The organism is Amycolatopsis sp. NBC_00345, assembly GCF_036116635.1.
GTDB lineage: Bacteria > Actinomycetota > Actinomycetes > Mycobacteriales > Pseudonocardiaceae > Amycolatopsis.
On sequence record NZ_CP107995.1, the window covers coordinates 1,411,899 to 1,432,982 of the forward strand.

A 21,084-nucleotide genomic window follows, 5' to 3' on the forward strand; every position below is an offset into this window, starting at 1 on the left:
TTCCGGTTTTCACTGGTGGTGCTCAGGATTTGAGCGCGGTGGTGCAGTCGGGACACAGGCCCCAGAAGATGACCTCGGCTTCGTCGATCGTGAAACCGTGATCATCGGAGGCAGTCAAGCAGGGCGCCGGGCCCACGGCGCAGTCGACGTCCGCCACCACTCCGCACGAGCGGCACACGACGTGGTGGTGGTTGTCCCCGACGCGCGCCTCATAACGCGCGACGGAGCCCGGCGGTTCGATCCGCCGCAGCAGGCCCGCGGTGGTCAGTGCCCGCAGCACGTCGTAGACGGCCTGGTGGGAGACGCCGCCGAGGTCGTCCCGCACGACGCCGATGATCGAATCGGTGTCGGCGTGCGGGTGGTCGTGGACCGCGGACAGCACCGCCAGCCGTGGGCGGGTCACGCGCAGGGAGACCCCGCGCAGCATCCGCTCGAAGTCCGAAGCCGTGGGCACGGGCGAAGTGTGCCCCATTTTCTGGAATCAATCAAGTTCAGTGGCCGATGCGCGAGTCGCCCGGGCGGGGGTTCGCGAGGTTCCGGCCGGGGTGTCCGGTGCGTGGCCTGGTCAGGCGGCGCGGCCAGTCAGGGCAGGCGGCCGGGTCGGCCCGCACGGGCGGAGCCGGCGGCCGGGCAACGCAATCACGGCCGCCGGCTCAGTCGGAGGGGCCGCGCAGGGTGAGCATCACCCGGAGGACGTGCTCGACGGCGGCGGGGAACACCGCGGCGCGCAGCTCGCCGCGGGTGGCCAGGTTCCGGGCCGCGAACTCCAGCATGTTGTCCGGTCCCAGCCGACGGACCAGCAGCGCGGCGACCTCCTCCAGGTCCAGGCCCGGGTGGTCCAGCCGCGTCAAGGCGAGTTCGACGACGAGTTCCTCGTCGGTCATGGCCCCCGGTGCCCCGTCATCCGTGCCCCGTGTTCGACCACGTGGCCATCACTGTCTGTTCCACGTCTTCGAGCTTAGCCACTTTTCGGCGACGGCCGGTGCCGTCGTGGTGCGGCTCGAGGTCAGCCGAGGTCGATCCAGTAGCGGTGCACCGGCCCGGCGCCTTCGACTACACCGCCTTCGAACGCACCGCCCCCGGGCACACCGTTTTCGAGCACGCCGCCGTGGCGTTCGATCGTCTTGGCGGAGGGCAGGTTGCCCGTCTCGCAGACGATCAGGACGCGGCCGAGGCCCGCGGTGCGCGCGACGTCGAGCATGCGGCCCAGCGCCCAGGACGCCAGGCCGCGGCGGCGCGCGGACGGGCGGATGCCGTAGCCGATGTGGCCGGCCCGGCGGGTGAAGTCGTCGTCCCGGTGCCGCAGCGCGATCCCGCCGAGCACCCGGCCGTCCTCGACGATCCAGCGGAACGTGCAGCGCGCGCGGGACGGGTCCGGCTCGTCGGCCAGCAGCGCCACCCAGGCCGCGAACCCGGATGGCGACTCGACCTCGTCGCCCGCGTCCAGCCCGAACCCGTCCTCGTGCGCGCCGGGCCCCCACTCGTGGTGCGCCTCGAGCCAGGCCGAGTGCAGAAGGGCGGTGGGCACGATCAACTCGGGCATGACCCGAGGCTACCGGGGGAGTCCCGGGGTAGCGGCGAGATCAGTTCACCAGCACGATCTTCCCGCGCGCGTGGCGGCTTTCGCTCAGTTCGTGCGCGGCGGCGGCCTCGGCGAGCGGGAACGCCGCCGCGACGGGCACCCGCAGCCGGCCCTCGGCGGCGAGCTCCACCGCGAGCGCGAGGCCATGCACCGCAAGGGGATCGGCGGTGCCCATGGTCTTGCCCGTTTCGTCGGGCGGGGCCCCGTGCGACAGGTGCACGCCGTGGGCCGCCGCGGTGGCGTCGGCGATCGTCACCACCCGCGCCGCGTCGCCCGCGATGGCGACGAGGTCCGGCAGGGCCCCGCCGGCGCAGTCGAACACCGCGTCCACTCCGGACGGTGCCAGCTCGTGGATTCGTTCTCTCAAGCCGGTTCCGTAGGTGGTCGGCACCGCGCCGAGGGAACGCAGGAAGTCGTGGTTGCGTTCGCCGGCCGTGCCGATGACCGTGGCTCCGCGGGCGACCGCGAGCTGGACGGCGACCGTGCCGACCCCGCCGGCCGCGCCCTGCACCAGCACGGTGTGCCCGGCGCCGACCGCGAGCCGGTCCAGCACCCGGGTGGCCGACTCGACGGCTCCCGCGGCGCCGCCCGCTTCTTCCCAGCTCCACGCGGCCGGTTTGGGGGCCCAGGCGGCGAGTGCGGCGAAGTCGGCGTTGGCGCCGCGCGCGGTCATCGTGGTCCAGCCGAACACCTCGTCGCCGATGGCCACGCCGGTGACGCCTTCGCCGACCTCGTCGACCACGCCCGCGGCGTCGAACCCGGTCCGGTACGGGAAGGGCACGGTCACCGCGGCCCGCATCTCCCCGGAGCGGATGCGCACCTCCCCGGCCGAGAGCCCGGAGGCCCGTACGGTGATGCGGATTTCACCCGGTCCGGCGTGCGGCTCCGCCACTTCGGCGACGTGCACCACGCCGGCCGGCCCGTATTCCGTGAACTCGACAGCTCTCATGAATCGAACGTAACCGGGGCACCCCGTCCGGTTGGCTAAAGTGAGAGTGGTGACGGCTCAAGTGGGAACGAAGCTCCGCTCGGACGCCCGCGACAACCGCGGGCGCATCCTCGCGGCCGCCCGTGCGGCCTTCGCGGCCGGGGGTTTTTCCGTGCCGATCCGCGAAATCGCCCGCCGTGCCGAGGTCGGCGTCGCGACCGTCTACCGGCATTTCGAGACCAAGGAAGCGCTGCTGGCCCAAGCTTTCGCCGACGAGCTGACCCCGTGCTCGGCGATCGTCGAGGAGGGGCTGGCGGCGGCCGATCCGTGGCGCGGGTTCGGCCTGGTGATCGAGCGGCTGATGGAGGTCCACGCCCTCGACCGGGGCCTCGCCCGCGTGTTCACGTCGCGGTTTCCCGACCCGGCCGAGTTCGCCGCGGACCGCGAGCGGACGCTGCGCCTGCTGCTCGAACTGGTGCGGCGCGCCAAGGAGACGGGCGCCCTGCGCGCGGACTTCGTGCTGGAGGACATCAGCCTGGCGCTGATGGCGAACGAGGGCATCCGCGCCGGGTCACCCGAGGCGCGGGTGGCGGCGTCGCGCCGGTTCGCGGCCCTGATGATCCAGTCGTTCCAGGCGGATCCCGTCGCGGCGGCGCTGCCGCCGGCCGTCCGGCTGCCGGTTTCGCGGCGCTGACCCGGCGCTGACTGCCGCGTGCCCTGAAGGCCACCTTGAGGGCATATACGACCCTGAAGGTGGCCTTCAGGGCGCAACAAGTTACTTCAGCAGCGCGCCCAGCCGGTGGGCCGCGGCGACGACCAGGCGGCCCAGCCCGTCCGGGTCCGGGGCCTCGAACAGGGACAGCCCGATGCTGGTCTCGGCGGCGTCGCGGCCGGTCGGGACCACCGCGGAGATCCCGGTGATGCCCGGCGCTATTTCCCCGGTGGACACGGCGTAACCCCGTTCCCGGGCCCGGGAAACCTCTTCGCGCTCGCCCGCCTGCGCGGGGCGGGCGGCGAGCATGGCCAGCCCGGCCGACCCGCGGCCGATCGGGTCCAGCTGCCCGGACCGGAACGCGACGTGCATCCGGGCCTGGCGCGGCTCGACGATCATCAGCATCCGGACCTGCTCCGCGTTCTCCCGCACGACGAGGTGCGCCGACGCCTGGGCCGCGTCCGTCAGCTCCTCCAGCACGGGCCGGGCGAGCGTACGCAGGTCCTGCTCGACCGGCTCGGCCAGCCGCACCAGCCCGGTGCCCAGCGAGATCCGCTTGAACCGGTCCCGGCGGCAGAGGTGGTGCGCTTCGAGCGTGCGGACCAGCCGGTGCGCCACGGTGCGGTGCACCCCGATGCCCTCGGCGATCTCGGTCAGCGACAGCCCCTGCGGGTGCGTGACCAGCAGCTCCAGCACCTGCAGCCCGTGGTGCAGCGTCTTGGACGTGCCCGAGGCGGGGACGTCCAAGACCGGGGTGTCCACGGCCGCGCCCGGCTCCCCGCTCGAATCCACGATGGACACACGACTCCCTTGACTACCGCCGATGGGGCGACCTACTGTCTCATTATATTCGCACACTGCGTGCGAATATAGCACGTTCAGCGGTGACGGGACAACGGAGGTTCCGATGACAGGTGGCACGCCCGAGCCTGAGGCAGTCGCGTTCGAGGACGTGGTCGCTGTGCACCAGCTCTACGGCCGCCAGAGTCACGCGATCGACTCGGGCCGGGCGCACGAGTGGGCCGCGACCTTCACCGCGGACGGGGAGTTCGCCTCGCCCAGCTACCCGGCGCCGTCCGTCGGCACGGCCGAGCTGGTCGCGTTCGCCGAGCGCTTCCACGCCGGCTGTGTCGCCTCGGGTGAGACGCTCCGGCACGTGATCAGCACGGTCGACGTCCGCCCGGGCCCCGCGCCGGACGAACTGTCCGCCCGCGCCTACCTGCAGATCATCGGCTCGCCCGCGGACGGTTCCCCGCCGCGGACGCATCGGCTGACCGTCGTCGCCGACGAGCTTCGCCGCACCGCCGACGGCTGGCGGATCGGTCGTCGCACTGTCCACCGCGACGCCTGAACTGCCGCTGTACCAAAGACAGTCGTACCAAAGAAGATGGAGAGAACCCGCATGACGAGCTACGAGCCTGCCGGTCCCGGCCGGGTGCGGCACCAGCCGGTCACCGCCCGCTACCCGGAGCTGCCGGGCCAGGTCGCGGTGATCACCGGCGCGGCCCGCGGGATGGGCGCCCGGTTCGCGGCCGGCCTCGCGACCAGGGGCGTCGACGTCGTCGCCGGCGACATCAACGCCGACGCCATGACCGCCACCGCCGAAGAGCTGAACGCGGCGCTGGCCGCCGAATCGCTGGAGGAGAAGCCGGGCCGGATCGTCGCGTCCACTGTGGACGTCACGAAGCCCGAAGACCACCTCGCGCTGGCGCAGCGGGCCGTCGACGAGTTCGGCCGCGTCGACTTCTGGGTCAACAACGCCGGGATCTTCCCGTTCGCGGAGGTCGCGGACATCTCCGCCGAGCAGATCCGCGCGACCCTGTCGGTGAACGTCGAGGGCGTGCTGTTCGGGGCCCAGGCCGCGGCCGCGCACCTGCGGCCCGGCGGCGCGATCGTGAACATGTCCTCGGTGTCCGCCGTCCGCGTGCGCCGGGGCCGGGGCGCCTACTGCAGTTCCAAGGCCGCGGTCGCGCACCTGACCGAATCGCTCGCGGTCGAGCTGGGGGACCAGGGAATCCGCGTCAACGCGATCGCCCCCGGCTACATCGACACCGAGATGACCCGCTGGATCCAGGACGACGCCCCGGCGCTGGCGAAGGCGCTCGACGCCGTGCCGCTGCACCGGATCGGCTCGCCCGAGGAGGTCTTCGGGGTGCTGCTGTTCCTGCTTTCGGACAGCGCGCGGTACGTCACCGGGCACAGCATCGCGGTCGACGGCGGCTCCCGGCATGTCTGAGGCCCGCGAAGCGGTGCGCTACCCGGACGTCGTGCTGGTCACCGGCGCGGCGAACGGGATGGGCGCGAACCACGCCCGCGCGCTCGGCGCCCGCGGGGTGCACGTCTGCGCCGCGGACGTGGCCGACGCGTCCGGGGTCGTCGGGGAGATCACCGCCGCCGGTGGCTCGGCGTCGGCGCACTCGCTCGACGTGACCGACCCCGCGCGGTGGGCGGCCGTGGTCGAGGAAATCCGGGTGGGCCAAGGTTCGCTCGGCGGGCTGGTCAACAACGCCGGCATCTCCCGGCGGCTGGAGTTCATGGACACCACCGCCGACGTCTGGGACCGGGTCCTGGCGGTCAACCTGTCCGGCCCGTTCCACGGGATGCGGGCGGCGGCGCCGCTGATCCGGGACTCCGGCGGCGGGTCGATCGTCAACATCTCGTCGATCTCCGGGCAGATCGGCTACTTCTCGCCCGCGTACTCGTCGAGCAAGTGGGGCCTGACCGGACTGTCCAAGTCCGCGGCGGGAAACCTGGCCCGCTGGGGCATCCGGGTCAACTCGGTGCACCCCGGCCTGGTCGGCACGGCGCTGCTCGGCGGCGCGGACGCGTTCGTCGAGTCCGCTGTGGACAGTATCCCCGCGGGCCGGGTGGGCACGCCGGACGAGATCACCGACGCGGTGCTCTTCCTGCTCTCGGACCATTCCACCTACCTGACCGGGAGCGAGGTCACCGTCGACGGCGGCCTGGTCTCCAACGGTCTCTACCACCGCATCCTCGCGGGAGCCGGAGGTGACCTCGGATGAGTGAGAACCAGGTCGACGTCGTCGTGGTCGGCGGCGGCGGGGCGGGGCTCGCCGCCGCCGTCTCCGCGGCCGAGCAGGGCGCGTCCGTGCTGCTGTTCGAAGCGGAACGGGAGCTGGGCGGTTCGACGCAGCTGTCCGCGGGCATGCTGACCGCGGCCGGCACCAGCGTGCAGGCCGGGCTCGGCGTCGAAGACAGCGCCGGGAAGTTCTTCCAGCACTACCAGGACCTCAACCAGTGGCTGCTGAAACCCGGCCTGGTGCGCGCGTTCTGCGAGCACGCCGGGCCGTCGGTCGAGTGGCTGCTCGGGCTCGGCGTCGAGATCCCCGCGAAGGTGTCCCACGACGCGCACACCCCCGGGCTGACCCGGGCGGGCGTGGAGGACGTGTGGCGCGGGCACGTGCCGAAGGACCAGGGTTACGGGCTTGTCCAGGTGCTCGACCGGGCGCGGCGGCGGCTCGGCGCCGAGGCGGTGCTGAACACCCGCGTCGAACGGCTCCTCGTCGACGACGGCCGGGTCACCGGCGTGGTCGCGGACGGGATCGACGTGCGCGCCGGGGCGGTGGTCGTGACCACCGGCGGGTTCGCCCAGGACCCCGCCCTGCGGGCCCGGTACTACCCGGACGCCGAGGCGGCGGGGGAGGACCTGTTCGTCGTCGCGGCCCCCGGTTCGCGAGGCGACCACTTCGGGTTCGGCGAGCAGGTCGGCGCGTCCGTCGCGGGCGAGGGCTGGGGCCTGCTGCTGCCCACGGCGTACTTCCAGCGGCTGCACCACTGGCAGTCCGGATTCCCGCCGCTGTCCCGGGTCCTGGTCAACTCCCACGGCCGCCGCTTCATGGACGAGGACGCCTCCTACGCCGTGTCCAGCGGCATCATCACCGCCCAGGACGGTCCGGTGTGGACGGTCTTCGACGAGCGCGCGCGGGCCGGGCTGCCCGCGGGGTACGCGCACTGGGACGCCGCGCACGTCCTCGCCGAGGCCGACGCCGGCCGCACCTTGCGCGCGGACACTCTGGAGGAGCTGGCCGGGAAGATGGGCGTGCCCGCGGCCGCGTTGCGCGCGACCGTCGACCGCTGGAACACCCAGCTCCCGGCGGGCGGCGACGACCCGGAGTTCCTGCGGCACCGCACCCTGGCGGCCAAGGGCGTCACCGGGCCGCCGGAGCCGATCGGGCAGCCGCCGTTCCACGCGGCGCGCACCCTGCCCGCCGAGCTGGTCTGCACCCACGCGGGCCTGGAGATCGACGCCGGCGCCGCGGTCCTCGACGAGCGAGGGGACCGGGTTCCGGGGCTCTTCGCCGCGGGGGAGGCGGGCGCCGGGGTGCTCGGCCCGCGGTACGTCGGGGGCGGCAACGCCGTCGCCAACGCGATCACGATGGGCCGGATCGCCGGCCGCGCTGCTTCGGGGACCGGCCGCGCTGCTTCGGAGACTGCTTCCGGAACCGCCGGTGCTGCGCTGGAAACCGGCCGCGCCGCCTCGGGGACCGCTTCCGGAACCTGAGCGCCACCAAGAGTTTTCACTCACCGTCGAGGAGAAACCACATGTCCGTCCAGACCGGCCCCGCCCCGGCGGAGAGCGAGCTCGGGAGGCGCACCGTCCGCAAGGTCGCGGTGCGGATCATGCCGATCATCGGCCTGCTCTACGTCTTCAACTACATGGACCGGGCCAACATCGGCTACGCCCAGCTCGGCATGGCGAAGGAGCTGACCATCACCGCCGCGACGTTCGGCGCCGCGTCGGCGATCTTCTTCCTGGCCTACGTCGTGTTCGAGATCCCCAGCAACATGGTGATGAAGAAGGTCGGCGCGCGGCTGTGGCTGAGCCGCATCGCGGTCACCTGGGGCATCGTGACCGTGCTGACCGGCTTCGTCGCGAGCGTGACTCACCTGGTCATCGCGCGGATCCTGCTCGGCGTCGCCGAGGCCGGGCTGTTCCCGGGGCTGCTGCTGTACCTGACCCTGTGGTTCCGCGGCAAGGAGCGCGGCCGCGCCATCGCCGCGCTCGCGCTGGCCCAGCCGATCGCGCTGATCCTCGGCAGCCTCACCGGCGGCTGGATCCTCGACCACGTGCACTGGCTGGACCTGAGCAGCTGGCAGTGGGTGTTCATCCTGCAGGGCGTGCCCGCGGTGCTGATCGGCGTCGTCACGTTCTTCTACCTCCCGAACCGCCCCGCCGACGCGCGGTTCCTGACCAAGGAGGAGAGCGCTTGGCTGCAGGCCGAGATCGACAAGGAGTATGTGCCGGAGGAAAAGGAGACTTTCCTCGGCCAGCTGCGCGTGATCCGCGACGGCAAGGTGCTGCACCTGGCGATCTCGAACCTGTTCATCGCCTGCGGCCTCTACGGGCTCACGTTTTTCCTGCCGCTGATCGTCAAACAGCTGGACCCGGCGTACGCGTCGACGAACATCGGCCTGCTGGGCGCGATCCCGTACGTCGTCGGGGCGGTGGGCATGCTGCTCCTGGCCCGCAACTCCGACCGGACGGGCGAACGCAAGGGGCACGTGATCGTGCTGGTGCTCGTCGCCGCGGTGGGCTTCTTCGGCGCCATCCAGTTCAAGTCCGTGCCGGTGCTGTCGCTGATCAGCCTTTCGCTCGCGGCGATCGGCGTGCTCGGCTATCTCGCGCCGTACTGGGCGATGGCGTCGAGGGTGCTGTCGAAGGAGCACACGGCCGTCGGGCTGGCGGCGATCAACTCGATCGCCGCGCTGGGCGGGTTCTTCGGGCCTTACGCGATCGGGCTGGCCGCCACCGACACCGACGTCACGGTCGGGCTGTACTTCCCGATCGGCTGCCTGGTGCTGTCGGCGATCATGCTCGTTTTCCTCAAGGTGCCGCGTGAGGCCGGCACCCGGGGCGTGCGGAAGTAGTTCAGCCCTTGACTTTCTCGCGGGGCCGGCCCGGGTTAGGGTTCGGCATGCCCGAGTCACCCGCCGAGCTGGACTTCTGGTCGTTCGTCGCGCTCGCCAACCGGCGGCTGCACGAGGAGTACGGCTTCCGGCACCAGCTGGCCACCGAGGTGCTGCTGACCCTCAACCGTGCCTCGGACCTGGTCACCTACGACCTCGAGGCGGCAGTGCACCGGCCCCGCGGGCGGTCCTGGTCGGGCTTCCGGCTGCTGTTCGTGGTGTGGCTGGCCGGGCCGCTCGAGCCCAAGGAGGCGGCCCGGCTGACCGGCATGAGCCGCGCCGCCGTGTCGAACCTGGTCAAGACGCTCGTCGCGGACGGCCTGCTGGACCGGACCCCGGTCGAGCACGACGGGCGGTCGGTCCGGCTGTCGCTGACCGCGGCCGGGCACACCGAGATGGTCGAGGTGTTCCGTGAGCACAACGAGCGCGAGTTCGGCTGGACGAGCGCGCTGACCGAAGCCGAGCAACGCGTGTTGGTGATGTTGCTGGACAAGCTGATCACCAGCCGCGCGGAGTTCGACGCCCGCAGCCGCAGCTAGCCCTACCGGTACCAGCCGCACGGGGCTAGCCTGGGGTTCAGGTAGTTAATACTTTGACTAAATAGATTTTCCCAGTGAGGAGGCGGCCATGGCCTACTACCGCAGCGCGGGCAGCATCCCGCCCAAGCGCCACACCCAGCACCGCACGCCCGAGGGCGGGCTCTACCGCGAGGAGCTGATGGGGGAGGAGGGCTTCTCCTCCGACTCGTCGCTGCTCTACCACCGCGGGGTGCCCTCGGCGATCGTCGACGCGACGCCGTGGGAGCTGCCGGACCAGACACTCACCGAGAACCGGCCGCTGGTCCCGCGCCACCTGAAGCTGCACACGCTCTTCCCCGGCGAGGACTGGAAGAGCGCCGACGTGGTGTCCGGCCGCCGTCTGGTGCTGGGCAACGCGGACGTGCGTATCTCCTACGTCGCCGCCGGGGAGTCTTCGCCGCTGTACCGCAACGCGATCGGCGACGAGTGCGTGTACGTCGAGTCCGGCGAGGCGCGCGTCGAGACGGTGTTCGGCGTGCTCACCGCGCGGCCGGGCGACTACGTGATCCTGCCCCGCGCGACCACCCACCGCTGGGTGCCGACCGGGCCGGAACCGTTGCGCGCCTACGTGATCGAGGCGAACTCGCACATCGCGCCGCCCAAGCGCTACCTGTCGCGCTACGGCCAGCTGCTGGAGCACTCGCCGTACTGCGAGCGGGACCTGCACGGCCCGGCCGAGCCGCTTGTGGCCGAGGACGGCGGGGATGTCGAGGTGCTGGTGAAGCACCGCAGCACCCGCGGCATCACCGGCACCCGCTACGTCTACCCGACGCACCCGTTCGACGTGGTCGGCTGGGACGGATTCCTTTACCCGTACACGTTCAACATCGCCGACTTCGAGCCGATCACCGGCCGCGTGCACCAGCCGCCGCCCGTGCACCAGGTCTTCGAGGGTAACAACTTCGTGATCTGCAACTTCGTGCCGCGCAAGGTGGACTACCACCCGCTGGCCGTGCCCGTGCCGTACTACCACTCCAATGTGGACTCCGACGAGGTGATGTTCTACTGCGGCGGGAACTACGAGGCGCGCAAGGGATCCGGCATCGCCCAGGGCTCGATCAGCCTGCACCCGGGCGGGCACAGCCACGGCCCGCAGCCGGGCGCCGTCGAACGGTCCCTCGGCGCGGAGTTCTTCGACGAGCTGGCCGTCATGGTCGACACCTTCCGCCCGCTGGACCTCGGCGAGGGCGGCGCGGCGAGCGAGGACCCCGGGTACGCCTGGACCTGGGCCGGCCGGGGACCCGCGTGAGCGGGCCGCTCCCGCTGTTCGCGCGCGGCATGCTCGACGACGCCGCGGTGTTCCCGCCCGGGCTGGCGCCGCTGCCGGAGGCGGTGGCGGCGCACCACGGGCACGAGACCGCTTGGTACGGCGGGCTGGTCGGGCCGTTGGTGATCGCCGCTTCCGCGCTCGGCGAGCTGGCGGAGCTGCAACGCGCGGGTGGCGTGGACCGCTCAGCCGGGGATTCGGCGTCCGGCGGTTCTGCGGCCGGGGGCCCGCTGCGGCTCGCGCTGACCTTCCCCGGCGGACCCGCGCGGATCGCCGAGGCGCTGGAAGCGAGCGCGGCGCTGCCGGTTTCGCTGGAGGCGCTGGAGGTCGCCGTCCCGGAAGGGATGGCACCGGACGAACTGCTTGCGGCGCTTGACAGTGTGGTTCCCGAAGCTGCTGTTCCCGAAGCCGCGCAGCCCGAGGTCTTCGTCGAGATTCCCCGTGACGCGCGGCGGGATCCGTTGCTCGCCGCGCTCGCGGGCACCCGGTACCGGGCGAAGTTCCGGACCGGCGGGGTGCGGGCGGAGCTGTACCCCGACGAGGCCGAGCTGGCCGCCACCGTGCTCGCGGCGGTCGGGGCCGGGGTGCCGTTCAAGGCGACTGCCGGGCTGCACCACGCGCTGCGCAACACCGATCCGGAGACCGGGTTCGAGCAGCACGGGTTCCTCAACCTCCTGCTCGCGACCGACGCCGCGGCCTGCGGCGCCGAGGCCGAAACGGTCCGGGACCTGCTCGCGGAGCGCGACGGCGCCGTCGTCGCCGCGCGGATCCGGGAGCTGGGGGAGGAGCGGACCGCCGCGGCGCGGGCCCGGTTCACCTCGTTCGGCACCTGTAGTGTCACCGACCCGCTGACCGAGCTGGCCGGCCTCGGCCTGCTCGCCGAACCCGGAGGAGCAGCATGACCGCGCTCGACATCCCCGCCGGCTCGCCGTTCGGGCTGGAAAACCTGCCCTACGGCGTCTTTTCCGTCGGCGGGGACGCCCCGCGCGTCGGGGTCCGGGCAGGCGACTCGGTCGTCGACCTGGCCGCGGCGCTCGGTGACGAGGTGTTCGCGGCGCCGGCGCTGAACCCGTTCATGGCGCAGGGATACGAGCGCTGGGTGGCGGTCCGCGAGCAGGTCACCGCGCTGGTCGCCGGGGACGTCCCGGACGGTGCGGTCCACCCGGTCGACGGCGTGCGGCTGCACCTGCCGTTCGAGGTCGCGGACTACGTGGACTTCTACGCCTCCGAGCACCACGCCTCGAACGTCGGCCGGCTGTTCCGCCCGGACGCCGAGCCGCTGCTGCCGAACTGGAAGCACCTGCCCGTCGGCTACCACGGCCGCGCCGGCACCGTGCTGGTGTCCGGCACGGACATCGTGCGCCCGAGCGGGCAGCGCAAGGCGCCCGGCGACGCGCTGCCGGGGTTCGGCCCCAGCACCCGCCTGGACATCGAGGCGGAGCTGGGTTTTGTCGTCGGCACCGGCACCCCGCTGAACACCCCGGTGCCGGTGGACGACTTCGCCCGGCACGTCTTCGGCGCGGTCCTGCTCAACGACTGGTCCGCCCGCGACATCCAGGCGTGGGAGTACGTGCCGCTCGGCCCGCACCTGGGCAAGAGCTTCGCCACGTCGATCTCGCCGTGGGTCGTCCCGATCCTGGCGCTGGCGGCCGCGCGGATCCCGCTGCCGGGGCAGACGGACCCGGAACCGTTGCCGTACTTGAGGGAGAGCAGCCCGTGGGGGCTGGACATCGACCTCGCCGTCGAGTGGAACGGCGAGGAGGTCAGCCGCCCACCGTACCGCGAGATGTACTGGTCGCCCGCACAGATGCTGGCGCACATGACGGTGAACGGCGCTTCGTCGCGCACCGGCGACCTCTACGGCTCCGGCACGATTTCGGGCCCCGCCAAGCACCAGCGCGGCGCCTTCCTGGAGCTGACCTGGGGCGGCCGGGAACCGGTCACGGTCAAGGGCGAGGAGCGCAGCTTCCTGCTCGACGGCGACGAGGTGGTCATCACCGCCACGGCCCCCGGCGTGCACGGCGGCCGCATCGGCTTCGGCGAGGTCCGCGGGCGGATCCTGCCCGCGGGCTAGATCCCGCGGGCGGTTGAAAACTCGCCACCCGAGAACGCCTTCACGGCGTCGCTGCAGCGGGAAGGCGGCCCTGAAGGCCACCTTCAGGGCATGTACGACCCTGAAGGTGGCCTTCAGGGCTTATCAGCTGCCGCCACAGGGGCGGGCGCACATGCCGCGCCACAGCAGGTCGGCCAGGTCGGCCGCGAGGCCGCGCCACTCGCCGTCCGGGTTGAGGTACAGCATCCCGACCAGCCCGCGCAGCACCGTTTCCGGGGCCAGGCCGGGGCGGACGGTGCCGGCCTCGACGTTCGCCGCCAGCAGCGTGGCGACCGAGTCGACCATGGCGTGGTAGGGGTCCATGGGCAGTTCGCCGCGCGACGCCGTCGCGGTGCGCAGGGCGCCGGCCAGGCCGCGTTTGGTCATCATGTAGTGCGCCACGTGATCGGTCGCCCAGAGCCGGAACGCCTGCTCCGGCGAGTGCGCTTCGAGCAGGCGCGGCACGGCGTCGACGATCTGCTGCACCTCGCGCCGGTAGACCGCCAGGATCAGCGCCTCCGGGGTGGGGAAGTGCCGGTACACGGTGCCGACACCCACCTCGGCCGCCTTCGCGATGGCGTTGAACGAGACCTCCTCCGACCGGGCCAGCGAGTCCGCCGCCACGGTGAGGATGCGCTCGTGGTTGCGCCGCGTGTCCGCGCGCCGGGGGCTGACCGATCCGGTTGTCATCGTCCCTCCCGCTGATCTTCACTCCGGTGAGATGTTAGTGCACGCAAGCAGTTGACCTGGAGTGACTCGAGGGTGAGAACGCTCATTGCGGAGCGGATTTTAATCCGATACCCTCTCGTCGAAGGTCGAGCGGATAAATATCCGATCTGTGGGGCTGATCTGCCCGGACATTCTGCGGGAAAGAGATGTAGTGGAGATCGTACTCGAAGTCAATGGCGCCACCGAGCGCCTCAGCGTCGATCCCGGCGTGACGCTGCTGGACGCGCTGCGGGAGCGGCTCGCCGTCACCGGGCCGAAGAAGGGGTGTGACCGCGGCCAGTGCGGCGCCTGCACGGTGCACGTCGACGGCCGTCCGGTGCTCGCCTGCCTCACGCTCGCCGCCACCGTCCGGAAGCCGGTGACCACGGTCGAAGCACTGTCCACAGGGGACGAGCTGCACCCGGTCCAGCGGGCGTTCCTCGACCAGGACGCGCTGCAGTGCGGGTTCTGCACCTCGGGCCAGCTCATGTCGGCGGTCGCCGCCGTGGAGCAGGACGTCGAGGACGTGCGGGAGTTCATGTCCGGCAACCTCTGCCGCTGCTCCGCGTACCCGAACATCGTCGCGGCGATCGAGCAGGCGAGGCGGGCCGATGCGTCCGTTTGAGCTGACCGCGCCCACCACGGTCGAAGACGCGCTCGCCGGGACCGGCACGTTCCTGGCCGGCGGCACCACGCTGGTCGACCTGATGAAGCTGAACGTCCTGACCCCGCAACGGGTCCTGGACATCAACCAGGTCCCGCTGCGGGGCATCGAAACCGGCGACGGCCTGCGGTTCGGCGCGCTGGAGCGGATGGCCGACATCGCCGCGCACCCCGGCGTGTACCCGGCGATCTCCCGGGCGCTGCTGCTGAGCGCGTCCCAGCAGATCCGGAACATGGCCAGCATCGGCGGGAACCTGCTGCAGCGCACCCGTTGCTCGTACTTCCGCGACGTCGCCATGCCCTGCAACAAACGCGAGCCCGGCAGCGGCTGCCCGGCGGTGGCCGGCGCCAACCGGATGCACGCCGTCCTCGGCACCGGCGACGCCTGCGTGGCCACCCACGCCAGTGACGTGGCGGTCGCGCTGGTCGCGCTCGACGCGGAGGTCGTGCTCGCCGATGGCACCGGCACCCGCGTGGTGAAGCTGACGGACTTCTACCGTGAGCCGGGCGAGACCCCCGACGTGGAGAACGACCTGCGCGACGGCGAGCTGATCACCGAGGTCCGGGTGCCGCGGCTGGACTGGGCCGCGAACTCCACCTACGTCAAGGTGCGGGACCGGCAGTCGTACGAGTTCGCGCTGTGCTCCGCGGCGGTCGCGCTGGACGTCCGGGACGGCCGGATCGCCGACGCCCGGGTGGCGGCCGGCGGGGTCGGGACCGTGCCGTGGCGGCTGCCCCGAGTGGAAGCCGCCCTGCGGGGCGCGCCCGTGACCCAGGAGTCCTTCGAAGCCGCCGCTTCGGTGGCGGCCGAGGCCGCGCGTCCGTTGTCCGCCAACGGTTTCAAGCTGCGGCTGCTGCCGCGGACGATCGTCCGCGCGCTGCTCGAACTGACCGAGGGGAACCACTCATGACCAGCCGGGTGGACGGGCCGCTGAAGGTCACCGGCCGGGCCGGGTACGGGTTGGACCGCACGTTGCCGGGCATGGTCTACGGCTACGTCGTGGTCAGCACGATCGCCCACGGCGAGATCGAGGCCATGGACGTGACGGCGGCGAAGAGCGCGCCCGGGGTGGTCGGCGTGTACTCACCGTTCGACTCGCTGGCGCTGAACCCCGGCAACTTCCCGGGTTTCGGCGAGACCTGGGTTCCGTTGCAGGACAGGGAAGTCCTCTACTACGGCCAGCCGATCGGCTTCGTGGTGGCGGAGACCTTCGAACAGGCTCGCGACGCGGCGATGCTGGTCGGCGTCTCGTACCGGCCCCGGCCGGCCCTGACCTCGCTGGCCGATGGCCTCGCCTCGGCCGAGGACGCGCCGGCGTCGCGGGGTGTGCCCTCGACCTTGTCCGTCCTCGCGCCCGGCGTCGAGTCCATTGAGGACGCGCTGGCGGCGAGCCCGGTGGTCGTCGAGGCGACCTACAGCACCGCGACCCAGAACCACGCCGCGATGGAGCCGCACTCCGCGGTCGCGGTGTGGGAGGACGGCGTCCTGACGGTGTACAGCGGGAACCAGGGCTCGGACCTGCAGGCGTCGGAGCTGGCCGGTTCGCTGGGCCTGGAGCCGGCCGCGGTCCACGCGGTGAACCCGTTCGTGGGCGGGGCCTTCGGCGGCAAGGGCCGGACGTCCACACCGGCGTTCCTGGCGGCCGCCGCGGCGCGCGCGCTCGGCCGGCCGGTCAAAGCCGCGCTCACCCGGGAGCAGGTCTTCACCGCGACCGCGGGCCGCGCCGCGACGGTGCAGAAGATCGCCCTCGGCGCGGAGCGGGACGGCACGCTGGTCGCGCTGCGCCACGACTCGTGGTGCAGCACCGACGCGTTGCGGTCGTTCGTCGAACCGACTTCGCACGGCACGTCACGGGAGTGGTACGCCACGCGGAACCTGGCCATCAGCCAGAAGATGGTGCCGCTGAACATCCCGCAGACCACGTTCATGCGCGCACCGGGCGAGGCGCCCGGCTCGTTCGCGCTGGAGAGCGCGATCGACGAGCTGGCGCTCGCGCTGGACATGGACCCGATCGAGCTGCGGCAGCGGAACAACTCGACCGCGCCGCCCGGTGAAGACCTGCAGTGGTCGAGCAAGCACCTGGACGAGTGCTTCCGCGTCGGCGCGGCGCAGTTCGGCTGGTCCGGCCGCCGTCCGGGCGGGCGCACCGACGGCGACTGGCTGGTCGGCCTCGGCACGGCCACCGCGATGTTCCCCGCGCTGCGCTTCCCGGCCACGGTCGGGATCACGCTGCGGGACGACGACACGGCCGAGGTCGGCACCAGCGGCGCGGACCCGGGCACCGGCCTGTTGACCGTGCTTTCCTTGGTGGGCGCGGAATCGCTGGACATCGCGCCGGAGCGGATCGTCCCGCGGCTGGGTGATTCGAGGCTGCCGCCCGGGGGCATGTCCGGTGGTTCGACCGCCACGGCGAGCGCGGGGACGGCGATCATGATCGCCGCGGCCCAGGCGATCGACGAACTGCTGGCGCTGGCGTCGGCGCCGGGCGCGCCGTTCGACGGGCAGGACGTCCTGTACGCGGACGGCCGGGTGCTGGCCGGCGGCCGGTCGATGACGTTCGGCGAGCTGCTGCGGGCACTGGACCGCCCGTCGCTCTACGTGACGGGTTCGTCGGCGCCCGGCGAGGAGCTGACCAAACACTCGTTCAGCTCGTTCGGCGCGCAGTTCTGCGAGGTCCGCGTGCACAAGTGGACGCGCGAGGCCCGGGTGTCGCGGATGCTCGGCGTGTTCGACGGCGGCCGGATCATCAACGAGCAGGCCGCCCGCAGCCAGATCAGCGGCGGCATGATCTGGGGCGTGTCGGCCGCGCTCCACGAGGGACTGGAGATCGAGGCGAACGGCCGCATGGCCAACGCCGACTTCGCGGGTTACCTGCTGCCGGTGAACGCGGACATCCCCGACATCGGCGTCCACTTCGTCGAGTACCCGGACACGCTGCACAACGCGGTCGGCGCCCGGGGCCTCGGCGAGATCGGCACCGTGGGCGTGGCGGCGGCGGTGGCGAACGCCATCGCCAACGCGACCGGAATCCGGGTCCGGCACATCCCGATCATGATCGAGGACCTGCTCGAAGAGTGACGCGCGGGTGCGCGGAACCGGGCCCGGTTCCGCGCACCCGCGGTCTTTCCGTCAGGCCTTCACCCCGGCGAACGGCCCGTCGCCGCCGAACGCGTGCGCCGCGAAGCGTTCGCCGATGCGGCGGTGGGCCGGGCCGTCCGGGTGAAGCCGGTCGGGCAGGGGCAGCTCGGCGGAGTCGGCCTCGCCGTAGAGGTCACGGCCGTCGAGGTAGTACAGAGCGGGGTCGTCGGCGGCGCGCTGCGCGACGATGCGGGCCAGCTCCTCGCGGATCACGGTCAGGGTCAGCTTCCCGGCCGCGCGCTCGGCCGGGTCGCCGGTGGCGGCGAACTGCAGCGTGCCGGAGCTGAAGTCGACCGCGCCCGGCCCGGGGGTGTCCTCGTGGATCGGGCAGAGGATGGGGGCGACGACCAGCAACGGCGTCGTCGGGTGCCCCTCCCGGATCGTGTCGAGGAACCCGTGCACGGCCGGGCCGAAGGCGCGCAGCCGCATCACGTCGGCGTTCACCAGGTTGATGCCGATCTTGACGCTGATCAGGTCCGCCGGGGTGTCCCGCAGGGTGCGGGCGGTGAACGGGTCGAGCATCGCGCTGCCGCCGAAGCCGAGGTTGACCAGCTCCACCCCGCCGAGCGACGCGGCCAGCGCGGGCCAGGTCGTGGCGGGGCTCGCGGCGTTGGAGCCGTGGCTGATCGAGCTGCCGTGGTGCAGCCAGACCCGGCGGCCGTCCCGGGCCACGGGCTCGACCGGGGCGTCGGTCCGCAGCTCGACCAGCTCGGTGATCTCGGTGTGCGGCAGCCAGATCTCGACGTCCTTGACCCGGCCGGGCAGGCCCTCGAACCGGACCGTGCCGACCGGGCCGTCCTGGGTCTCGGCGATGCCGGTGGCCATGTCCAGCAGCCGGATCCGGCCGCCGGTCGTGCTCGCCTGCCCGGCCGGCTCGCCGTCGACGAGCAGGTCGTAAACGCCGTCCGGGCGCGGCGGGATGTCGCGGTAGCCGACCCTGGTGCGCAGCGTGTCCAGCTCGACGGTGGTGGCACTGGTCCGGAACACCAGCCGGACGCCGGCGGGCTGGGCTTCGGCCATCGCCAGCTGCCCGTCGGCGCACTGCGCGCGGGCCCAGGCCGGCAGCCGGTGCGGCGCCAGGCCGTGCTCGGTGGGCTCCAGTTCGATCGCGCCGCGCACGAGGTCCGCGGTGACGGGCGTGGTGGTCAAGCGGGTGGTCGCGGCGGTCGCGGGGGCGTCTGGGGCGGATGGAGAGGTCATGATCGCGAGTCTGCCGACCGGCCCGGCGGTCCGCACTTCGTTTACCCGGCCGTCCCTGAAGGCCACCTTCAGGGACGTTGATGCCCTCAAGGTGGCCTTCAGGGCATTGGGAACGCCGTCAAGGCCTCCTTACCTGCGTGAGACGCGGGTAAGGAGGCCTTGACGGCGTCCTGCGGCGGCCCGGTGGAGCGAACGTTCGCCCAACCTTCTCCCGTAGGTTGTGCTCCCGTCCCCGGCTGTGATGAGACTGAGCGCATGACCGACCTGAACCGCCGCCGGTTCCTCCAGGTGGCCGGCGGTACCGCCGCCGCCTCGATGATGTCCGGCAGCATCGCCCGAGCCGCCGCCATCCCGGCGAACCACCGCACCCGCAGCCTGCAGGATGTCGAGCACGTCGTCGTGCTGATGCAGGAGAACCGCTCGTTCGACCACTACTTCGGCACCCTGCGCGGCGTCCGCGGCTTCGGCGACCCGCGCCCGGTGACGCTGCCCAGCGGCAAGCCGGTGTGGAACCAGCCGGACGGGGCCAAGGACGTGTTGCCGTTCCGGCCCGAGGTGAGCGACCTCGGCCTGCAGTTCGTCCAGGACCTGCCGCACGGCTGGGGCGACACCCACTCCGCGTGGAACCACGGGAAGTACGACAACTGGGTGCCCGCCAAGGGCACCACCACGATGGCCCACATGACCCGTGAGGACATCCCGTTCCACTACGCGCTGGCCGACGCGTTCACCATCTGCGACGCCTACCATTGCTCGCTGATGGGGTCGACCGACCCGAACCGTTATTACATGTGGACCGGCTACACCGGCAACGACGGCGTCGGCGGCGGCCCGGTCATCGGCAATGACGAAAAGGGCTACGGCTGGACGACCTACCCGGAGCGGCTGGAGAAGGCCGGGGTGTCGTGGAAGATCTACCAGGACATCGGCGACGGCCTCGACGCCGCCGGCTCGTGGGGCTGGATCTCCGACGCCTACCGCGGCAACTACGGCGACAACTCGCTGCTCTACTTCAACCAGTACCGCAACGCCAAGGCCGGCGATCCGTTGTACGACAAGGCGCGGACCGGGACGAACGCGAAGAACGGCGACGGCTTCTTCGACATCTTCAAGGCCGACGTGAAGGCCGGGAAGCTGCCGAGCGTGTCGTGGGTGGTCGCGCCCGAGGCGTTCACCGAGCACCCGAACTGGCCGGCCAACTACGGCGCCTGGTACGTCTCGCAGGTGCTCGACGCGCTCACCGCCTCGCCCGAGGTGTGGAGCAAGACCGCCGTGTTCGTCACCTACGACGAGAACGACGGGTTCTTCGACCACGTCGTGCCGCCGTACCCGCCGGCCACGGCCGCGCAGGGCGGCTCGACGGTCGACACGAAGTACGAGCTCAACGACTCCCTGCCCTACGGACTGGGCCAGCGCGTGCCGATGCTCGTCGTTTCGCCGTGGAGCAAGGGCGGCCGGGTGTGCTCGGAGGTCTTCGACCACACCTCGATCCTGCGGTTCCTGGAACGCCGGTTCGGGGTGAAGGAGACCAACATTTCGACCTGGCGCCGCGCGATCACCGGCGACCTCACGTCGGCCTTCGACTTCTCCGGCACCGACGCGTTGGTGCCGAGCCTGCCCTCGACCGCCGCGTATATCCCGCCGGACCACGACCGGCACCCGGACTACAAGCCGGTGCCGCCGGGCACCCCGGCCCTGCCGAAGCAGGAGCCCGGCCAGCGGCCCGCGATGCCGCTGCCCTACGACCTCGCCGCCGACGCGACGTTCGACCAGGGCAAGCTGACGGTGAAGTTCGCCAGCCACGGCGCGGCCGGCGCGGTCTTCTACGTCACCTCGGCCACCGACAAGACCGGCCCGTGGAGCTACACGGTCGGCGCCGGGCAGCAGACTTCCGGGAGCTGGGCGGTGTCCGGCAACTACGACTTCACGGTGCACGGCCCGAACGGGTTCTTCCGCCAGTTCACCGGGCCGGGCACCGGGGTCGAGGTCACCGCGGGCAACGCCCGGCACGGTGGTGACCTCACGCTGGTCCTGACCAACAGCGGCACCGCCGCGGTCACCGTGGCGGTCCGCGCCGCCGCCGGGTACGGCTACGCCGGGCCCGCGACGCACCGCCTCCGTCCCGGATCCCGGACGGTGCACACGATCCGCACCGGCGCGACCGCGGGCTGGTACGACGTGACCGTCACAGCCGGGACCACGGTCCGCCGCCTGGCCGGCCACGTGGAATGCGGGTCGCTGAGCCTCAGCGACCCCGGCATCCGGAGCCACTGAGCTATTTGGCAAG

Annotated in this window: 21 protein-coding genes; 14 read left to right on the plus strand and 7 right to left on the minus strand. The window is 72.1% G+C overall.

The window, feature by feature from the left end:
• Positions 1-22: 22 nt before the first annotated feature.
• The 4 genes from OG943_RS06435 to OG943_RS06450 all read right to left on the minus strand — a co-directional run bounded on the left by OG943_RS06435 (position 23) and on the right by OG943_RS06450 (position 2,531).
• Positions 23-454, minus strand: a complete 432-nt coding sequence (locus OG943_RS06435; protein WP_328608758.1) for a Fur family transcriptional regulator — start codon at positions 452-454, stop codon at positions 23-25.
• Between the two features lie 199 nt (positions 455-653).
• On the minus strand, positions 654-884 hold the full coding sequence (locus tag OG943_RS06440) for a hypothetical protein (protein ID WP_328608759.1): 231 nt from the start codon (positions 882-884) through the stop codon (positions 654-656).
• A gap of 122 nt (positions 885-1,006) precedes the next feature.
• The gene (locus tag OG943_RS06445) at positions 1,007-1,543 is read right to left on the minus strand and encodes a GNAT family N-acetyltransferase (protein ID WP_328608760.1); all 537 of its coding nucleotides are present in this window, start codon (positions 1,541-1,543) and stop codon (positions 1,007-1,009) included.
• A 40-nt stretch (positions 1,544-1,583) separates the two neighbouring features.
• Positions 1,584-2,531 carry an NADP-dependent oxidoreductase gene (locus tag OG943_RS06450; protein ID WP_328608761.1) on the minus strand — a complete coding sequence of 316 codons (948 nt, stop codon included), beginning with the start codon at positions 2,529-2,531 and terminating at the stop codon, positions 1,584-1,586.
• Between the two features lie 49 nt (positions 2,532-2,580).
• Between OG943_RS06450 and OG943_RS06455 the strand changes: the two genes are divergently transcribed.
• Positions 2,581-3,204: a TetR/AcrR family transcriptional regulator gene (locus OG943_RS06455; protein ID WP_328608762.1), complete on the plus strand. Its 624-nt coding sequence runs from the start codon at positions 2,581-2,583 to the stop codon at positions 3,202-3,204.
• An 81-nt stretch (positions 3,205-3,285) separates the two neighbouring features.
• On the opposite strand, the gene OG943_RS06460 is transcribed toward OG943_RS06455, so the two are convergent.
• Positions 3,286-4,023, minus strand: coding sequence for an IclR family transcriptional regulator (locus OG943_RS06460; RefSeq protein WP_328608763.1), 738 nt, complete (start codon positions 4,021-4,023; stop codon positions 3,286-3,288).
• 106 nt (positions 4,024-4,129) lie between these two features.
• Here OG943_RS06460 and OG943_RS06465 point away from each other — a divergent pair, with 106 nt between their 5' ends.
• The 9 genes from OG943_RS06465 (at position 4,130) to fahA (ending at position 13,069) form a co-directional block, all read left to right on the plus strand.
• Positions 4,130-4,573, plus strand: a complete 444-nt coding sequence (locus OG943_RS06465) for a nuclear transport factor 2 family protein (RefSeq protein WP_328608764.1) — start codon at positions 4,130-4,132, stop codon at positions 4,571-4,573.
• 51 nt (positions 4,574-4,624) lie between these two features.
• Complete coding sequence (locus OG943_RS06470; RefSeq protein ID WP_328608765.1) at positions 4,625-5,458, plus strand: SDR family NAD(P)-dependent oxidoreductase; 834 nt, start codon at positions 4,625-4,627, stop codon at positions 5,456-5,458.
• Positions 5,451-6,245 carry an SDR family NAD(P)-dependent oxidoreductase gene (locus OG943_RS06475; protein WP_328608766.1) on the plus strand — a complete coding sequence of 265 codons (795 nt, stop codon included), beginning with the start codon at positions 5,451-5,453 and terminating at the stop codon, positions 6,243-6,245. The genes OG943_RS06470 and OG943_RS06475 overlap by 8 nt, the downstream gene beginning before the upstream one ends.
• Complete coding sequence (locus OG943_RS06480; RefSeq protein ID WP_328608767.1) at positions 6,242-7,744, plus strand: FAD-dependent oxidoreductase; 1,503 nt, start codon at positions 6,242-6,244, stop codon at positions 7,742-7,744. The genes OG943_RS06475 and OG943_RS06480 overlap by 4 nt, the downstream gene beginning before the upstream one ends.
• A gap of 41 nt (positions 7,745-7,785) precedes the next feature.
• The gene (locus OG943_RS06485; RefSeq protein ID WP_328608768.1) at positions 7,786-9,111 is read left to right on the plus strand and encodes an MFS transporter; all 1,326 of its coding nucleotides are present in this window, start codon (positions 7,786-7,788) and stop codon (positions 9,109-9,111) included.
• 47 nt (positions 9,112-9,158) lie between these two features.
• Complete coding sequence (locus tag OG943_RS06490) at positions 9,159-9,689, plus strand: MarR family winged helix-turn-helix transcriptional regulator (RefSeq protein WP_328608769.1); 531 nt, start codon at positions 9,159-9,161, stop codon at positions 9,687-9,689.
• An 88-nt stretch (positions 9,690-9,777) separates the two neighbouring features.
• Positions 9,778-10,977 (plus strand): homogentisate 1,2-dioxygenase, encoded by a 1,200-nt coding sequence (locus tag OG943_RS06495; protein WP_328608770.1) that lies wholly within the window; start codon positions 9,778-9,780, stop codon positions 10,975-10,977.
• A 29-nt stretch (positions 10,978-11,006) separates the two neighbouring features.
• On the plus strand, positions 11,007-11,897 hold the full coding sequence (locus OG943_RS06500) for a hypothetical protein (protein WP_328612016.1): 891 nt from the start codon (positions 11,007-11,009) through the stop codon (positions 11,895-11,897).
• A complete protein-coding gene (gene fahA, locus OG943_RS06505) occupies positions 11,894-13,069 on the plus strand; it encodes a fumarylacetoacetase (RefSeq protein ID WP_328608771.1) in 1,176 nt (391 codons plus the stop codon). The genes OG943_RS06500 and fahA overlap by 4 nt, the downstream gene beginning before the upstream one ends.
• A 123-nt stretch (positions 13,070-13,192) precedes the next feature.
• On the opposite strand, the gene OG943_RS06510 is transcribed toward fahA, so the two are convergent.
• Entirely contained in the window at positions 13,193-13,777 is a 585-nt protein-coding gene (locus tag OG943_RS06510) for a TetR/AcrR family transcriptional regulator (RefSeq protein ID WP_328608772.1), read from the minus strand.
• Between the two features lie 190 nt (positions 13,778-13,967).
• On the opposite strand from OG943_RS06510, the gene OG943_RS06515 reads away from it, so the two are divergent.
• Genes OG943_RS06515 through OG943_RS06525 form a run of 3 tightly spaced genes read left to right on the plus strand, consistent with a single transcriptional unit; the run spans position 13,968 to position 17,537 of the window.
• Positions 13,968-14,420 carry a (2Fe-2S)-binding protein gene (locus tag OG943_RS06515; protein WP_328608773.1) on the plus strand — a complete coding sequence of 151 codons (453 nt, stop codon included), beginning with the start codon at positions 13,968-13,970 and terminating at the stop codon, positions 14,418-14,420.
• Entirely contained in the window at positions 14,407-15,369 is a 963-nt protein-coding gene (locus OG943_RS06520) for an FAD binding domain-containing protein (protein ID WP_328608774.1), read from the plus strand. Before OG943_RS06515 ends, OG943_RS06520 begins: the two co-directional genes overlap by 14 nt.
• On the plus strand, positions 15,366-17,537 hold the full coding sequence (locus OG943_RS06525) for a xanthine dehydrogenase family protein molybdopterin-binding subunit (protein ID WP_328608775.1): 2,172 nt from the start codon (positions 15,366-15,368) through the stop codon (positions 17,535-17,537). Before OG943_RS06520 ends, OG943_RS06525 begins: the two co-directional genes overlap by 4 nt.
• Positions 17,538-17,588: 51 nt before the next feature.
• Here the strand turns inward: OG943_RS06525 and OG943_RS06530 are convergent, their stop codons facing one another.
• Positions 17,589-18,797, minus strand: a complete 1,209-nt coding sequence (locus tag OG943_RS06530; protein ID WP_328608776.1) for a GDSL-type esterase/lipase family protein — start codon at positions 18,795-18,797, stop codon at positions 17,589-17,591.
• Between the two features lie 255 nt (positions 18,798-19,052).
• Here OG943_RS06530 and OG943_RS06535 point away from each other — a divergent pair, with 255 nt between their 5' ends.
• Positions 19,053-21,071: a phosphocholine-specific phospholipase C gene (locus OG943_RS06535; RefSeq protein ID WP_328608777.1), complete on the plus strand. Its 2,019-nt coding sequence runs from the start codon at positions 19,053-19,055 to the stop codon at positions 21,069-21,071.
• Positions 21,072-21,084 lie beyond the last annotated feature (13 nt).

What these genes read in the sequence shown, in the direction of transcription:
- OG943_RS06440 (WP_328608759.1), bottom strand. Translation starts at nt 884, where the DNA reads ATGACCGACGAGGAACTCGTCGTCGAACTCGCCTTGACGCGGCTGGAC.
- OG943_RS06445 (WP_328608760.1), bottom strand. Translation starts at nt 1,543, where the DNA reads ATGCCCGAGTTGATCGTGCCCACCGCCCTTCTGCACTCGGCCTGGCTC.
- OG943_RS06450 (WP_328608761.1), bottom strand. Translation starts at nt 2,531, where the DNA reads ATGAGAGCTGTCGAGTTCACGGAATACGGGCCGGCCGGCGTGGTGCAC.
- OG943_RS06465 (WP_328608764.1), top strand. Translation starts at nt 4,130, where the DNA reads ATGACAGGTGGCACGCCCGAGCCTGAGGCAGTCGCGTTCGAGGACGTG.
- OG943_RS06470 (WP_328608765.1), top strand. Translation starts at nt 4,625, where the DNA reads ATGACGAGCTACGAGCCTGCCGGTCCCGGCCGGGTGCGGCACCAGCCG.
- OG943_RS06475 (WP_328608766.1), top strand. Translation starts at nt 5,451, where the DNA reads ATGTCTGAGGCCCGCGAAGCGGTGCGCTACCCGGACGTCGTGCTGGTC.
- OG943_RS06480 (WP_328608767.1), top strand. Translation starts at nt 6,242, where the DNA reads ATGAGTGAGAACCAGGTCGACGTCGTCGTGGTCGGCGGCGGCGGGGCG.
- OG943_RS06485 (WP_328608768.1), top strand. Translation starts at nt 7,786, where the DNA reads ATGTCCGTCCAGACCGGCCCCGCCCCGGCGGAGAGCGAGCTCGGGAGG.
- OG943_RS06490 (WP_328608769.1), top strand. Translation starts at nt 9,159, where the DNA reads ATGCCCGAGTCACCCGCCGAGCTGGACTTCTGGTCGTTCGTCGCGCTC.
- OG943_RS06495 (WP_328608770.1), top strand. Translation starts at nt 9,778, where the DNA reads ATGGCCTACTACCGCAGCGCGGGCAGCATCCCGCCCAAGCGCCACACC.
- OG943_RS06500 (WP_328612016.1), top strand. Translation starts at nt 11,007, where the DNA reads ATGCTCGACGACGCCGCGGTGTTCCCGCCCGGGCTGGCGCCGCTGCCG.
- fahA (WP_328608771.1), top strand. Translation starts at nt 11,894, where the DNA reads ATGACCGCGCTCGACATCCCCGCCGGCTCGCCGTTCGGGCTGGAAAAC.
- OG943_RS06510 (WP_328608772.1), bottom strand. Translation starts at nt 13,777, where the DNA reads ATGACAACCGGATCGGTCAGCCCCCGGCGCGCGGACACGCGGCGCAAC.
- OG943_RS06520 (WP_328608774.1), top strand. Translation starts at nt 14,407, where the DNA reads ATGCGTCCGTTTGAGCTGACCGCGCCCACCACGGTCGAAGACGCGCTC.
- OG943_RS06525 (WP_328608775.1), top strand. Translation starts at nt 15,366, where the DNA reads ATGACCAGCCGGGTGGACGGGCCGCTGAAGGTCACCGGCCGGGCCGGG.
- OG943_RS06530 (WP_328608776.1), bottom strand. Translation starts at nt 18,797, where the DNA reads ATGACCTCTCCATCCGCCCCAGACGCCCCCGCGACCGCCGCGACCACC.
- OG943_RS06535 (WP_328608777.1), top strand. Translation starts at nt 19,053, where the DNA reads ATGACCGACCTGAACCGCCGCCGGTTCCTCCAGGTGGCCGGCGGTACC.